Origin of the sequence: Nitrobacter vulgaris (assembly GCF_002028545.1) — a bacterium.
Lineage (GTDB): Bacteria > Pseudomonadota > Alphaproteobacteria > Rhizobiales > Xanthobacteraceae > Nitrobacter > Nitrobacter vulgaris.
Window position 1 is genome coordinate 16,714 of sequence record NZ_MWPQ01000055.1, and the last position, 14,744, is coordinate 31,457.

Here is a 14,744-nt window from a genome sequence, read left to right on the forward strand (position 1 = left end):
GAGCGGAAATGCTCTACAGCAGCGTCCCGCTCAGGATCAGCACCGCCACGCTGAAGTAGATCATCAGCCCGGTGACGTCGACCAACGTCGCCACCAGCGGCGCCGAAGCGCTCGCGGGATCGAAGCCGGCGCGTTGCAGCATAAACGGAAGCATCGATCCGGACACCGAGCCGAAAACAACAACGCCGATCAGCGCAGCCGCGACGGTCAGCCCGATCAGCATCCAGTGCTCGCCATAGTCGTAAATGCCGAGCTTCTGCCAGGCCACCACGCGGACCAGTCCGATGACGCCCAGCATGGCGCCGAGGATCAATCCCGTCGGCAGTTCGCGCAGGGCCACGCGCCACCAGTCGCCGAGCTTGACCTCGCGCAGCGCCAGCGCGCGGATCAGGAGCGAGGTCGCCTGCGAGCCGGAGTTGCCGCCCGAACTCATGATCAGCGGGATGAACAGCGTCAGCACGATGGCCTTTTCCAGCTCGCCCTCGAAGTGCTGCATGGCGCTCGCGGTCAATAGCTCGCCGATAAACAGCACGCACAGCCAACCGCCGCGCTTGCGGATCATACCCGGCAGCCCAACCTGCAGATACGGTTCGTCAGTCGCCGCCATGCCGCCGAATTTCTGGGCGTCCTCGGTGTTTTCTTCGATGATGGCGTCGATGATGTCGTCGACCGTGACGATGCCGAGGACATGCCCGGCCTTGTCCACGACAGGCACCGCCAGCATGTCGTGCCGCGAGATCAGCCGCGCGACCTCTTCGCGATCCGTTAGCGGGGAGGTGGTGATCGGGGCGCGCGCCAGATCGGCGATCTGGGCCGAAGGCTCACCGGCGATCAGCCGCCGCAACGACACCGCGCCCACCAGCCTTCGCGTGAAGGCGTCCAGTACATAGATCGCATAGACCGTCTCGCGGGTCCGTTCGACCTGGCGGATATGCTGTAGGGTCTGCTCCACTGTCCAGGTCGCGGTGACGCTGACGAATTCGGTTGTCATCATCGCGCCCGCGGTGTTTTCCGGGTAAGTGAGCAGATTCTCGATAGTGGCCCGCGTGTTTCGGTCGAGCCCCTGCATCAGTTCGCTGCGCGCCGGCTCATCGAGCTGCTGGACGATATCGGCGGCGACGTCCGCCGACATTTCAGTCAATAAGATGATGGCGGTGCGCCGGGGCAGCGAGGCGATGACCTCCGCGCCGTGATATAGTTCCGGCTTGTCGAGAATCTCGACCGAAGTATCGACCGGCAGAAGCACCAGCACCGCCGCGGCGTCCTGCGGTTCGAGCTGGTTGAGAATTTCGACGTTATCGGCGACATGGCCGCCGCTCAGGCGCGAGGCCAGCGCGTACACATCGAGGTCGCCGTCCGTTGTGGCGGTGTGGATATCCGTCATAGCTCACCTTCGTGGTCTGCCGGCAACGGCAGGCCTGGCGAGCCCATCAAGCTCTCAGACCGGCGCCGCTGTCGGCGAGGTACCTGGCAAAGTACCTGGACTGTCGCTTGGCATAATGTCGTGGTTTCCAGTGATGGGCGTGCGACCGAGGCCGCAAGCATCCCGCTTGGCTGACATGATCCTTCAGCCGGACGGCGTCAAGAAAAAAGCGCGATCACTCAGGTTCGGAAATTTGATGTGACCCTGCGCGACGGCAAGGCGCGCGCCTCAAGAAGCCGCCGTCGCAAGCATGTCCAGAATATCCTCCGGGAAGACCTGTTCGGTAGGCCTCGCGAGTTCGGCGCGCGACCACCAGCGATATTCCGCCATCACCTCGCGTTCAAGCTCGGTCCACGCCCCGCTGGACACGGCATGATAGCCGGTTCTCACCAGAAAGAACCGCTCGTCGGCCATTACACGCTCGCCGCCGATGAGTTCGAGAACGAATTGGCGCTGCGCGATTTCCGATCCGACGCTGGCGACACACAGGCCGGTCTCCTCCCATAACTCCCTGATCGCTGCCTGTTCGAAGGTTTCGCCATCGTCGACAGCGCCCCCCGGGGTCGCCCAAAAGCTTCTGTCCGCCGACGCGCTGTCCTTATGGGCGAAACGAAACAGCAGCAAGCGCTCGTCGGGGCCGAGCAACAGCAGCCGCGCCGCGGGGCGCAGACGCAGGGAGCCATGCGAGACCGCGCTCACCCCCCCAGCTTCGCCATCAGAGCGTCCGACACCTCAAAGTTGGCATAGACGTTCTGCACGTCGTCGTGCTCGTTCAGGAGGTCGATCAGCTTGAGCAATTTCTCACCGGTGTCGTCATCGACGGCAACGGTGTTCTGCGGCTTCCAGATCAAGGCGACCTTGCGCGCCTCGCCGAACCTGGCTTCCAGCGCCTTGGCGGCCTCGCGGAAGGTGTCCTGCGAGGCATAGATTTCGTGGCCGCCCTCGCCCGACACCACGTCGTCGGCGCCGGCTTCAATGGCAGCTTCCAGCATGTCGTCGGCCGAGGCCTTGCCCGCGTCGTATTCAATAACGCCAAGCCGGTCGAACATAAACGACACCGAGCCGGTTTCACCGAGATTGCCGCCGGCCTTCGTGAAATACGAACGGATGTCGGAGGCGGCGCGGTTGCGATTGTCTGTCAGCACTTCCATGATAACCGCCACGCCGCCGGGGCCGTAGCCTTCGTAACGCAGTTCGTCATAGCTCTCGGCATCGTTGCCGCTGGCCTTCTTGATGGCGCGCTCGATGTTGTCCTTGGGCATATTTTCTGCCCGCGCCGCGATCATGGCAGCGCGCAGCCGTGCATTCATCGCCGGATCGGGCGCCCCCAGTTTGGCCGCCACCGTGATTTCGCGCGCGAGCTTGCTGAACAGTTTCGACTTTTGGGCATCCTGCCTGCCCTTTCGGTGCATGATGTTCTTGAATTGGGAATGTCCGGCCATCGGCAGGGTCTCTCTCAAATCCGGGGCAGGCCCGGCGGCGGCACCGGGCGGCCTCTGCAAAGGTGGAAGCGGCGCGGCGTTATAAGACGGGTTCGCGCCGAATCAAAGACCCGCTCGGCAATGTGCGGTGCGGCCATGTCATCGAATCAGAATCCTTCAGCGGATCACGTCCAGAACGACGGCTCTGCCTGCTCGAGCCGTCCGCCGAGCCGCACCGGCGCGATTCTGAGCGCGAGCCCCGTCGCGTCGTCGGTCTCGACCGCGACGCCGCTCAAGGTGGCGACGCCGCCCGCCGGCTCGAACCGGGCGCTCGAAATGCCGGTGGTGAAGCGGCGCAGCGGCTCCTCCCTCTGCATCCCGATCACGGAGTCATAATCGCCGGTCATGCCGGCATCGCTCATATAGGCGGTGCCGCCGGAAAGGATGCGATGATCCGCCGTTGGCACATGGGTATGCGTTCCCACCACGAGGCTGACACGGCCGTCGCAGAAGAAACCCATGCTTTGCTTTTCGCTGGTCGCTTCGCCGTGGAAATCCACGACGATCGCGTCCACCGCCTCGCGCAGCGGACAGGCATCTAACTCACGATCGATAGCACGGAAGGGATCGTTGAACGGCTCCATGAAGATGCGCGCCATGGCATTGATGACAAGCGCGCGGCGGCCATCCTTGGTGTCGATCAGCATTGCGCCGCGTCCTGGCGTATGACGCGGGAAATTCAGCGGACGAATGAGCCGCGGCGCCCGCTCGATGAATACCAGCGCCTCTTTCTGATTCCATGCGTGATTGCCGAGGGTGACAGCGTCGGCACCGGCGTCGAGAAATTCCTGGTAGATCGTCTCCGTGATACCGAAACCGCCGGCCGCATTCTCGCCGTTGACGACGACAAGATCGAGCTTCCATGCGGCAATGATCACCGGCAGGTGTTCGTTGACCGCGGTGCGCCCGGTCTTGCCGACGACGTCGCCGATAAAAAGAATCCGCAACCTTATAAACTCCGGAAATCGAACAGATCGGTTTCGGTTAGCACATAATCGAGCCGGACGTCGTGGGGCAGTGCCGGCACCTGCGGTATCTCCTGCACCGTAAAAGCAAGACCGATCGCGACAAGGGTCTTATGTCGCCGCAGAGCCTCAAGCGTGCGGTCGTAATAGCCGGCGCCATAGCCGATACGATGGCCGGCGCGGTCGAACGCGACGAGCGGAACCAGCACGATATCCGGGACGACCTCGGCCGCAGTGGCGGACGGCTCGGAAATCCCGAACGCGCCGGGCACCAGCGCCGCGCCTTGCTTCCACGCGCGGAACGCCAGCGCGGCGTCAGGCCGTGAGATTGCCGGCATCGCAAGCGCCGCGCCCTGCCTGGCGAGGCTCTGCATCAGCGGCACGGGATCAATCTCGCTGCGGATCGGCGCGTAGCCGGCGACGACTGTTGATGACGTTATATCGAGGGGCGGCATCCGTGCCGCCATCGCGACCGCCGCACCGGCGCGCTGCTGTGGATCCAACGCATCGCGACGAGCCAGTGCGGCGGCGCGCAATTCGTTCTTGGGTGGAGCGTCAGAGGAAATCGACATGCAGAATGTTTATAGCGTTTTTTAGCAAAGGGGCCCGGTTCGTTCGACGAAAGCGTCAAGACAAAAATCACGGAGCCTAGCTTCTGGTCCCGTCAGAAGCAGAGCCGCTAACAGTTCAAAGCGAGCGACATGAAACTAGAAACCCGGCAATGCGGACAAATTTACAAAGTCTGCGACTGCTATGGCGGGCATAACAATCGAATAGCGCAAAGGGAAGCGCGAAGCCGCAATCGCCGTTGGAGCGCTCGATCCCGGAGTTCCCTACGAAAGTAGGTGGGCACCATATGTCCGGGTCCACGGACCCGGCCAGGGACAGTTCCCTTAAGGATCGATAAGGCCCCGGGGATGTATGGCTCCTGACGCGCGACGCAGCCTCGCATTGCGGAATGTATCTACGATGAGCAGCGAGCGCCAGTGCGACACGCTATCAGGCACGAACTTTCATGGTTGCTGTAAAAGATCTAGAAACGCGCACACCTCGACCAGATCAGTGTTGAAGCGAGATACTTCCAATATCGCAAACCGATCCAGATTCAGGATAACTCAGGCTCTGCCCACTGCATATGTGCGTGCGCGTTCCATTGGGCAGGCATCTCATAATTGCGATCAATCAAAGCCTGTCATTCGAATACTTACCCGATGGCGATGCCGCCGCCGACGGTGCGGTTTAACATCTGCGTGGTCTTCTCGATGCGGTGGGCCGCCATGTTCAGCGCGGCGACAACCGCTGTCTGCGTAGCGCGTGCGCGCTCGGCGGCCGCAGCGCGCACATCGCGCAATGCCTTGAGCTCTTCCTCCAGCGCCCGGATGCGCTGTTGCGCATCCAGCAGTTCGTCGGAGGTTACCAGCGCTGCCATGACCTCGAGCCGCTGGTCGCCGATCTCGCCGAACTTGCCGCGCAATTGGCCGATACGGCTTTCCAGATCGCCTGCAAGCTTCAGCAACCGGTCTTCCTGGCCATCCTCGCAGGCCATCCGGTACTGGCGGCTATTGATCGTCACGTTGACGTGGCTCATGGCTTCTCTCCCGCCGCCTCGAGCACGGACTTGATAGTGCCGATCGCCGCGTCGAGCTTTTCGGCGATCTCGCGATTGGTGCGCTCGAGCTTGCGGGTGCGCACCAGCGATCCGTCGAGCTCATCCGCAAGGCGCGAACGATCCGCACCCAAAGCCTGAATACGGCTCGCTAGCTCGTCCTCATTGCGGTCGGCATCGCGCCGTCGCTCCACCGCTCTCTCCAGCGCATCAAGCGCGGCCGTCAGTCGCCGGGTTGCAGCGTCGATATCGGTTCCGCCACTATTGGCCGGTTCAGCACTGCCGGAACGATTGGCCGGTTGGTCGTTCATGTTCGTCCTGCGCGCCTTTGGGCCAACTGCCGGCCAGACTACAAAGGTGCGGCTCGGCAAGCCCTTAGGGACCGAAATTTACGTGGCGGACGAGGCCAACGCAACGCCGCTGCAAAACTATGCACCGCAAAACATTCTCGCCCTAAGGAGGGCCTCCCGCCCCTTGGACTCCGCCGACGCAGGTGCTATGCCCCCGGCAAGCTAGTTTTTACCCCCTTGGACACCATCGGATTCCCATGCAAACCGTCAGCCCTCCTCCCTATCAGGATCGGATATCTCCCATGCCGACCGTCGATTCCTCCCGTATGGCAAATGCAATCCGCGCGCTCGCGATGGATGGTGTAGAAAAAGCAAAATCGGGCCATCCCGGCCTGCCGATGGGCATGGCCGACGTCGCCACGGTGCTGTTCACCAAGTTCCTGAAATACGACGCCGCCGATCCGCACTGGCCGGACCGCGACCGCTTCATCCTCTCCGCCGGCCACGGTTCGATGCTGCTTTATGCGTTGTTGTACCTGACGGGCAACAAGGACATGACGCTCGATCAGCTCAAGAATTTCCGGCAGCTCAACTCCAAGACGCCGGGCCATCCCGAGAACTTCATCACCGACGGCGTCGAAACCACCACCGGCCCGCTCGGCCAGGGCGTCGCCACCTCGGTCGGCTTTGCGCTGGCGGAGCGCCTGCTGGCCGCGGAGTTCAGCAGTGAAGTGGTCGACCACTACACCTATGTGCTGTGCTCCGACGGCGATCTGATGGAAGGCATCAGCCATGAGGCGATCGCGCTGGCTGGTCACCTCAAGCTCAACAAGCTGATCTTCCTTTACGATGATAACGGCATCACCATTGACGGCCCGATCTCGCTGGCCGACGACGTCGATCAGGTGGCGCGTTTCAAGGCGTGCGGCTGGGACGCAAAACGGATCGACGGCCACGATCAGAAGGCGATCGCCGCCGCAATCCGCCGGGCGCAAAAATCCGACAAACCGTCGCTGATCGCCTGCAAGACCATTATCGGTTTCGGCGCCCCCACCAGGGCCGGCACGTCCAAGGCGCACGGCGAAGCGCTCGGCGCGGAAGAACTCGCAGGCGCGAAGAAAGCCCTCGGCTGGGATTACGGCCCCTTCGAAATTCCCGACGATGTCCTCAAGGTCTGGCGAAGCGCTGGACGCAAGGGCAAGCGGCACAACAAGGAGTGGCGCGCGCGATTCGCAGCCCGGCCAGAGGCGGAGCGAGACGAATTCAAGCGCCGCGTCATTGACCGCAAGCCGTCTCAAAACCTCGCCGAGGTGATCCGCAAGCTCAAGGACAAACTGGTCGCCGAGCCGCCGACGGTCGCCACCCGCAAAGCCAGCGAATTGGCGCTCGAGGTGCTGGTTCCGGCGGTGCCGGAACTGCTGCTCGGCTCCGCCGACCTCACGCCGTCCAACAACACCCGCACCAAGGGTCTAAAAGAAGTGCAGCCTGGCCACTACGATGGCCGCTACATCCACTACGGCATCCGCGAACTCGGCATGGCCGCGGCCATGAATGGCATCGCCCTGCATGGCGGATATGCCCCGGCCGGCGGCACCTTCATGTGCTTCGCCGACTATGCCCGCCCGGCGATGCGCATTTCGGCGCTGGCGCATATTCCCACGATCTACATCATGACGCACGACTCGATCGGACTTGGCGAGGATGGCCCGACCCATCAGCCGGTCGAGCATCTGGCAAGCTTGCGCGCGATGCCAAACATGCGCGTGTTCCGCCCCGCCGATGCGGTCGAGACCGCCGAGTGTTGGCAGCTCGCTCTGGAGCGGCCAAAGGGACCGACGGTTCTGGCGCTGTCCCGCCAGAACCTCACGCCGGTGCGTAAGACCGCGCATGCGGACAATCGCTGCGCGCACGGTGCCTATGAGCTGGTCGCGGCCAATGGCGAGGCGAAGGTGTCGATTTTCGCGACCGGATCCGAAGTTGAGATCGCCGTCGCCGCACAACAGCAACTGTCCCAGCGCGGCATCGCGTCGCGGGTGGTTTCGGTACCCTCGCTCGAGCTATTGCTCGAGCAGCCCGAGGATCGCCGGCAGGCGATTATTGGCAAGGCGCCTGTCAAGATCGCCGTGGAAGCGGCTGTGCGCTTCGGGTGGGATGCTGTGATCGGGGCGGACGGACTTTTCGTCGGCATGCACAGTTTCGGTCACAGCGCTCCTGCCAAGGACCTCTACAAGCATTTCGGCATTACCGCCGAAGCCGTGGTCAAAGCGGTGGAGACGCGCCTTGGTTGAGGTTGAGATTGCCTCAATATCAAAAAGGCGCTAGCTAAAAACCGTGGAATGGATTTGGCCATTCGCTGCTCGGCCAATCATGGGCCCTGGATGCGAATGGAGAATCCAAAATTCCGCTGGCAACTTACATTTGCTGGCGGTCTCTGTGATTTCAACATTCGGGAAGATGCTCGCTGAAATGGGCATTCGAATGTTAAAATCGGACCGCTAGACATTACCAATGGTCACGGCCTGGCAGAACCGGGCGAAAAGGCGTTGACGCTGCGCGCGCAAAATGTGGTTGCGCGCAGGGAACGTCACCCATTTGAAGGAGAATGAAGATATGGCAGTCCGGGTCGCAATCAACGGGTTTGGCCGCATTGGCCGCAATGTTTTGCGCGCCGTTTACGAGGCCGGCCGCGACGAAATCGAGATCGTCGCCATCAACGATCTCGGCCCGGTGGAAACCAACGCGCACCTGTTGCGCTTCGACTCGGTGCACGGCCGCTTCCCTTTCGAGGTGAAGGTCGAAGGCGACAGCATCGTGATCGGCAAGAAAAAGATCAAGGTGATCGCCGAGCGTGATCCATCGAAACTGCCCTGGAAGGAACTCGGCATCGACATCGCGATGGAGTGCACAGGCCTCTTCACCGCGAAAGAAAAAGCCTCCGCACATCTCACCGCCGGCGCCAAGCGCGTGCTGGTATCGGCTCCGGCCGAAGGCGCCGACATGACCGTGGTCTACGGCGTCAACCACGACAAGCTGACGAAGGACCATCTGGTCGTTTCGAACGGTTCCTGCACCACCAACTGTCTCGCTCCGGTGGCGAAGGTCCTCAACGATCTGGTCGGCATCGAAACCGGGTTCATGACCACGATCCACGCCTATACCGGCGACCAGCCGACGCTCGACACCATGCACAAGGATCTCTATCGCGGCCGCGCCGCGGCTCTCTCGATGGTCCCGACCTCGACCGGCGCCGCGAGGGCGATCGGCCTGGTGTTGCCCGAGTTGAAGGGCAAGCTTGACGGCGTCGCGATCCGCGTACCGACGCCGAACGTCTCGGTGGTCGATCTCAAGGTGATCGCCAAGAAGGAGACCACCACCAACGAAATCAACGAGGCGATGAAGCGGGCTGCATCACAGGAGCTGAAGGGCATCCTCGGCACCACGGACCAGCCCAATGTCTCGAGCGACTTCAACCACGATTCGCACTCCTCGACGCTCCACATCGACCAGACCAAAGTGCAGAACGGCACGCTGGTGCGCGTGTTGTCGTGGTACGATAATGAATGGGGCTTCTCCAACCGCATGACTGACACCGCCGTAGCAATGGCGAAGCTGATCTGAGACCACGTGTCCGGGCGCATCGCGGCGCACGCGCCGCGATGCGGAACCGGCGCCATTCATACCGCAACTTTTCCTGCGTGGCGGTCCCGGTTTGCGGCGCACCGTTGACGCGGCACCATGTTCGGGACATCCAGACCATGACAAAATCCTTCCGCACCCTCGATGACGTTGACGTTAGAGGAAAGCGCGTCCTGCTGCGCGTCGACCTCAACGTCCCCATGGAGCAGGGGCGCGTTACCGACGCCACGCGGTTGGAACGGGTGGCGCCGACGATCACGGAAATAGCGGACAAGGGTGGCAAAGCGATCCTGCTGGCGCATTTCGGCCGGCCCAAGGGTCCCGATCCCAAAAACTCGTTGCGGCCGGTCGCGGCGGAACTTGCCAAAGTACTCGGCAAACCGGTCGCGTTCGCCGACGACTGCGTCGGCGAACCGGCACAACAGGCGATCGCCGCGATGAAGGATGGCGACATCCTGTGCCTGGAAAATACCCGCTTCCACAAGGAAGAGGAAAAGAACGATCCGGAGTTCGTCGCCGAACTCGCCAAGCTCGGCGATATCTGGGTCAACGACGCCTTCTCAGCCGCGCATCGCGCCCACGTCTCGACCGAAGGTCTCGGCCACAAGCTGCCGGGTTATGCCGGACGCACCATGCAGGCCGAGCTTGAAGCGCTCAACAAAGCGCTCGAAGCACCGACCAAACCCGTCATCGCCGTGATCGGCGGCGCAAAGGTCTCGACCAAAATCGACCTCCTGGAAAACCTCGTCAGCAAGGTCGATGCGCTGGTGATCGGCGGCGGCATGGCCAACACCTTCCTGCACGCGCAGGGCATCAACATCGGCAAATCGCTGGCGGAAAAAGATCTCGCGGCGACCGCGCTACGCATTATGGAAAAAGCCGAGGCCGCCAACTGCGCCATCATCCTGCCGGTGGATGCGACCGTGGCATTCCATTTCGCTGCCAACGCGCCGTCCCAAGCCTACGGGCTCGACGCTATTCCTGCGGAGGGGATGATTCTCGATGTTGGACCGCAGTCGGTGGAGCGCGTTCATTCGGCCATCGACGACGCCGCAACGCTGGTCTGGAACGGCCCGCTCGGCGCGTTCGAACTGACCCCTTTCGATCATGGCACCGTCGTCGCGGCAAAACACGCGGCAGCCCGCACCAAGACTGGAAAGCTGGTGTCGGTCGCAGGCGGCGGCGATACAGTCGCGGCGTTGAACCAGGCTGGCGTAGCCGGTGACTTCACCTATGTTTCAACGGCCGGCGGCGCGTTCCTGGAGTGGATGGAAGGCAAGCCGCTGCCCGGCGTTGAGGTGCTAAGGGCAAAATGACGCTGCTCCTCGCGGCAAAATGAGTTGCGGTGTCAGAAAACCGCAACTCTCATGCCTGCATGATCCTCAAGTTCCGACCTTATCGGAAGTCGGATGAGGTATGCAGGAGGAGCCGCTGATGAATCTCGCTGACCTCAACGAAGTGGCGCAGGCCATGGTCGCGCCGGGCAAGGGCATTCTTGCCGCCGACGAATCGTCTCCCACCATCACCAAACGGTTCAACGCCATCGGCGTGACATCCACCGATGAAAGCCGGCGCGACTATCGCGAGATGATGTTCCGCGCCGCCGACGCCATGACGAAATACATCTCCGGCGTTATCCTTTATGACGAAACGATCTGGCAGAACGCGAAGGACGGCACGCCGCTGATCAAACTGATCGAGCAGGCCGGCGCCATTCCCGGCATCAAGGTCGATGAAGGAACGCAACCCTTACCCGCATGTCCCGGCGAACTCGTGACCGTTGGACTGGACCGGCTCGCGGAGCGGCTGAAAAAATACTACGCTCAGGGTGCACGCTTCGCGAAATGGCGCGCGGTGATCGACATCAACACGGCGGGTCGTATCCCGAGCATGACGGCGATCGGCGTCAATGCTCATGCCCTGGGGCGCTACGCCGCGCTGTGCCAGGCTGCCCAAATCGTACCTATCGTCGAACCGGAAGTGTTGATGGACGGCGATCACGACATCGATCGCTGCTTTGAGGTCACGACGCGCGTGCTCAACGTGACGTTCCAGGAATTGCGCAAGCAGCGCGTCGCGCTGGAAGGTATGATTTTGAAGCCAAATATGGCGGTCCCGGGCAAAAAGAGCGGGAAAAATGCATCGGTCGAAGAGGTCGCGGAAAGGACGGTGCGCATGCTGAAGGCCTGCGTGCCGGCCGCCGTCCCCGGTATCGCGTTTCTGTCCGGCGGACAGTCCGACGAGGAGGCCACAGCCCATCTCGATGCCATGAATCGGATAGACAACCTGCCGTGGAGGCTCACCTTCTCCTACGGCCGCGCGTTACAGGCGGCGCCGCAGAAGGCGTGGTCCGGCAAGTCCGAGAACGTCGCAGCCGGGCAACGGGCTCTCATCCACCGGGCGCGGATGAATTCGCTCGCAAGCAAAGGAGAGTGGAGAGCCGACCTCGAGGAGAAAGCTGCGTGAGGGATTACCGCCCAAGCGCCTGTCCATGATTTGCCCTTGCGGTACGACGCCGCAACTGTTTTTGAGGGTCGATGCCTGAATCACGGGCGCGGAGAAGGTGCTGCGCCCTGATATCGCGATGATTTTGGATCAGATCGATCCGAATGATGAACGTGATCTACCAGCAGGTCGAACGCCGCTAAAACTTTCCCCTGCTGCTCACGCTAAATTCGACGAAAATGTCCTGACATTGAGCCGCTCACTTTCACCTGTCCGGCTACCTGAGGCCCTCCGATGCTCGCGAAATCAGCCCCCCTCCGGCCCGCGCCGCGTCTTTATCTGGCGACGCCGGAGATTGACGATCCGGCAAGGATCATGACGCCACTGGCCGACGCGCTGGCGTCCGCGGATGTCGCCGCAGTGCTGATGCGGCTCGCGCCCTCCGATCCACGCACAATGATGTCGCGCATCAAGGTTCTCGCGCCGTTGATCCAGAATAGCGGCGCTGCGCTTTTGCTCGATGGTCACGCCGATCTGGTCGCGCGGTCCGGCGCCGACGGCGCACATTTTACCGGTATCGAGGCGCTGCAGGAGGCAATGCCGCCACTAAAACCCGACCGCATCGTCGGCGTTGGCGGCTTGTCGACACGCCATGACGCCATGGTCGCTGGCGAGACCGGCGCCGACTACGTGCTGTTCGGCGAGCCGGATAAGACCGGTGATCGGCCGTCCGCGGAAGCGATTGCTGATCGGTTGACATGGTGGGCCGAACTGTTCGAGCCGCCCTGCGTCGCCCACGCCGCGAACCTCAATGAAGCACAGGTTTTCGCAGCATCGGGTGCGGATTTCGTGCTGGTCGACGACATCGTCTGGAACGACCCCCGCGGCGCGGCGCTGGCGCTCACGGATGTCGCAACCGCAATCTGCCAAGGTTTCGGATCGCAAGGAAGCGCGCAACGTGCGGACCATCCTAATGGGGACGCCGGATGACCTTCCTGCGTCCTGTTGTCATCGTCGCCAGCATTCTCATGCTCGGGGAAAGCGCCCTGGCGCAGCTCCAGTCAGCGCCGACGGCCGCCCCCCCATCCGCCAGCAAGAACGTGAAGACGAAGACCATCAAGTCGGTCCCGCCAACGCCACCAGCCAGGCCCGAACCGGACAACAAGGCGAGCGCACAAGCCCCTGACGACCCGAATGCGGATCTGGTCTACGGCGCCTATCAGCGCGGTCTCTACAAGACCGCGTTTGATCTCGCATTGAAACAGGCACAGGAAAACAAGGCTCCCGCCGCCATGACCATGCTCGGCGAGCTCTACGCCAATGGGCTCGGGGTCAAGCGCGACTACGGCAAGGCAATCGAGTGGCACCAGCGTGCGGCCGATCTGGGGGATCGCGAAGCAATGTTCGCACTCGCGATGCTTCGCATCAGCGGACGCGGCGGACCGCCCGACAGGGCGAGCGCTGTAAAATGGCTGGCTTCGTCCGCCAAGCTAGGCCAGCCCAAAGCCGCCTACAACCTGGCCCTTCTCTACATGGACGGGCAAACGCTGCCGCAGGACTTCAAGCGCGCCGCCGAACTGCTGCGATCCGCAGCCGACGCCGGCACCCCGGAGGCGCAATATGCGCTGGCGACCTTCTACAAGGAGGGCAACGGCCTCGAAAAGAATCTCTACAAGTCAGTGCGGCTGTTGCAGGCGGCCTCGCTCGCCGGCAACGTCGATGCCGAAGTCGAGTATGCGATCGCGCTGTTCAACGGCAGCGGCACCGAGAAGAACGAGGCCGCCGCGGTATCGCTGCTGCGCAAAGCCGCCAGGCAAAACAGCGCGATCGCTCAAAATCGCCTCGCCCGGGTTCTCGTCACGGACATGGGCGTGCCAACAAACAAGATCGAAGGCCTGAAATGGCACATCGTGGCGAAGACCGCCGGCAAGGGCGATCTGATGCTCGACGAAGCGATGGCGCAGGCAACGCCCGAAGAACGCGCCAAGGCGGAGAGCGCCGCCCGTAAATGGCTTGGAATCCAATGAACCGCTTGACGGGAACCTTCCCGCAGGGCACCCAGACCTCATCATCCACCTGAGCTCAATCATGCTGCAATCCGCTCTCATGAACGTCATGGTCAAGGCTGCGCGCCGCGCCGGCCGGAGCCTGAAACGCGATCTCGGCGAGATCGAGAATCTTCAGGTGTCACTGAAGGGACCTGCGAACTTCGTGAGTCTCGCGGACAAGCGGGCGGAGGACATCCTGTATGAGGAGCTCAGCAAGGCACGTCCCGGCTACGGCTTTTTCGGCGAAGAAGGCGGCAACCGCGAGGGCACGGACAAGAGCCACACCTGGATCGTCGATCCGCTCGACGGCACCACCAACTTCCTGCACGGCATTCCGCATTTCGGAGTCTCGATCGGCCTGCAGCGTGACGGCGTGCTGATTGCCGGCCTCGTTTACAATCCCGCCAATGACGAGCTCTACACCGCGGAGCGCGGCAAGGGTGCCTTTCTCAACGATCAGCGGCTGCGCGTGTCGGGGCGCCGCCAGATGAACGACTGCGTTATCGCCTGCGGCCTGCCGCATATCGGACGCGGTGACCATGAATTGTCGCGACGGGAGATGGCCGCCCTGCAGCCGAAGGTGGCGGGCCTGCGGCGTTTCGGCGCGGCCTCGCTCGATCTCGTCTTTGTCGCGGCGGGACGCATCGACGGCTACTGGGAGCGCAACCTGCAGCCGTGGGATATTGCGGGCGGACAGATCATCGTGCGCGAGGCCGGCGGCATCGTCAGCGGCATCCAGGGCGATGACGATCCGCTCGCGACCGGTGATGTGATCTGCGGCAACGAGTTCGTCCACGCCGAACTCGTAAAAATCCTCAAGCCGCTGGGATAATGGCCCAGGCCAATGAAG

The 14,744-nt window shown here is 62.5% G+C and carries 14 protein-coding genes and 1 other RNA gene; 7 read left to right on the forward strand and 8 right to left on the reverse strand.

The window, feature by feature from the left end; translation table 11 throughout:
- Positions 1-13: 13 nt before the first annotated feature.
- From mgtE to B2M20_RS15870, 8 genes are all read right to left on the reverse strand, one after another.
- Entirely contained in the window at positions 14-1,384 is a 1,371-nt protein-coding gene (gene mgtE, locus B2M20_RS15835) for a magnesium transporter (RefSeq protein WP_079448006.1), read from the reverse strand.
- A 267-nt stretch (positions 1,385-1,651) separates the two neighbouring features.
- Entirely contained in the window at positions 1,652-2,122 is a 471-nt protein-coding gene (locus B2M20_RS15840) for an NUDIX hydrolase (protein ID WP_244553559.1), read from the reverse strand.
- Positions 2,119-2,865: a YebC/PmpR family DNA-binding transcriptional regulator gene (locus B2M20_RS15845; RefSeq protein ID WP_079448007.1), complete on the reverse strand. Its 747-nt coding sequence runs from the start codon at positions 2,863-2,865 to the stop codon at positions 2,119-2,121. The genes B2M20_RS15840 and B2M20_RS15845 overlap by 4 nt, the downstream gene beginning before the upstream one ends.
- A 164-nt stretch (positions 2,866-3,029) precedes the next feature.
- On the reverse strand, positions 3,030-3,851 hold the full coding sequence (locus B2M20_RS15850; RefSeq protein WP_079448008.1) for a TIGR00282 family metallophosphoesterase: 822 nt from the start codon (positions 3,849-3,851) through the stop codon (positions 3,030-3,032).
- A 2-nt stretch (positions 3,852-3,853) separates the two neighbouring features.
- Entirely contained in the window at positions 3,854-4,441 is a 588-nt protein-coding gene (locus B2M20_RS15855) for a 5-formyltetrahydrofolate cyclo-ligase (RefSeq protein WP_079448009.1), read from the reverse strand.
- Positions 4,442-4,658: 217 nt separating this feature from the next.
- A non-coding RNA gene (gene ssrS, locus B2M20_RS15860) (6S RNA) lies at positions 4,659-4,819 on the reverse strand.
- Positions 4,820-5,073: 254 nt separating this feature from the next.
- Complete coding sequence (locus tag B2M20_RS15865; RefSeq protein ID WP_079448010.1) at positions 5,074-5,457, reverse strand: cell division protein ZapA; 384 nt, start codon at positions 5,455-5,457, stop codon at positions 5,074-5,076.
- Positions 5,454-5,786 carry a DUF4164 domain-containing protein gene (locus tag B2M20_RS15870; RefSeq protein WP_079448011.1) on the reverse strand — a complete coding sequence of 111 codons (333 nt, stop codon included), beginning with the start codon at positions 5,784-5,786 and terminating at the stop codon, positions 5,454-5,456. The genes B2M20_RS15865 and B2M20_RS15870 overlap by 4 nt, the downstream gene beginning before the upstream one ends.
- A 281-nt stretch (positions 5,787-6,067) precedes the next feature.
- Between B2M20_RS15870 and tkt the strand changes: the two genes are divergently transcribed.
- From tkt to B2M20_RS15910, 7 genes are all read left to right on the forward strand, one after another.
- Positions 6,068-8,053, forward strand: a complete 1,986-nt coding sequence (gene tkt / locus B2M20_RS15880) for a transketolase (RefSeq protein ID WP_079448013.1) — start codon at positions 6,068-6,070, stop codon at positions 8,051-8,053.
- A 322-nt stretch (positions 8,054-8,375) separates the two neighbouring features.
- Complete coding sequence (gene gap, locus B2M20_RS15885) at positions 8,376-9,383, forward strand: type I glyceraldehyde-3-phosphate dehydrogenase (RefSeq protein WP_079448014.1); 1,008 nt, start codon at positions 8,376-8,378, stop codon at positions 9,381-9,383.
- Between the two features lie 137 nt (positions 9,384-9,520).
- Positions 9,521-10,717 carry a phosphoglycerate kinase gene (locus B2M20_RS15890; protein WP_079448121.1) on the forward strand — a complete coding sequence of 399 codons (1,197 nt, stop codon included), beginning with the start codon at positions 9,521-9,523 and terminating at the stop codon, positions 10,715-10,717.
- 118 nt (positions 10,718-10,835) lie between these two features.
- A complete protein-coding gene (locus B2M20_RS15895; protein ID WP_079448122.1) occupies positions 10,836-11,867 on the forward strand; it encodes a class I fructose-bisphosphate aldolase in 1,032 nt (343 codons plus the stop codon).
- 273 nt (positions 11,868-12,140) lie between these two features.
- Positions 12,141-12,836, forward strand: coding sequence for a thiamine phosphate synthase (locus B2M20_RS15900; protein ID WP_079448015.1), 696 nt, complete (start codon positions 12,141-12,143; stop codon positions 12,834-12,836).
- Positions 12,833-13,873 (forward strand): tetratricopeptide repeat protein, encoded by a 1,041-nt coding sequence (locus B2M20_RS15905; protein WP_079448016.1) that lies wholly within the window; start codon positions 12,833-12,835, stop codon positions 13,871-13,873. The genes B2M20_RS15900 and B2M20_RS15905 overlap by 4 nt, the downstream gene beginning before the upstream one ends.
- Before the next feature lie 61 nt (positions 13,874-13,934).
- Positions 13,935-14,726 (forward strand): inositol monophosphatase family protein, encoded by a 792-nt coding sequence (locus B2M20_RS15910; protein ID WP_079448123.1) that lies wholly within the window; start codon positions 13,935-13,937, stop codon positions 14,724-14,726.
- Positions 14,727-14,744 lie beyond the last annotated feature (18 nt).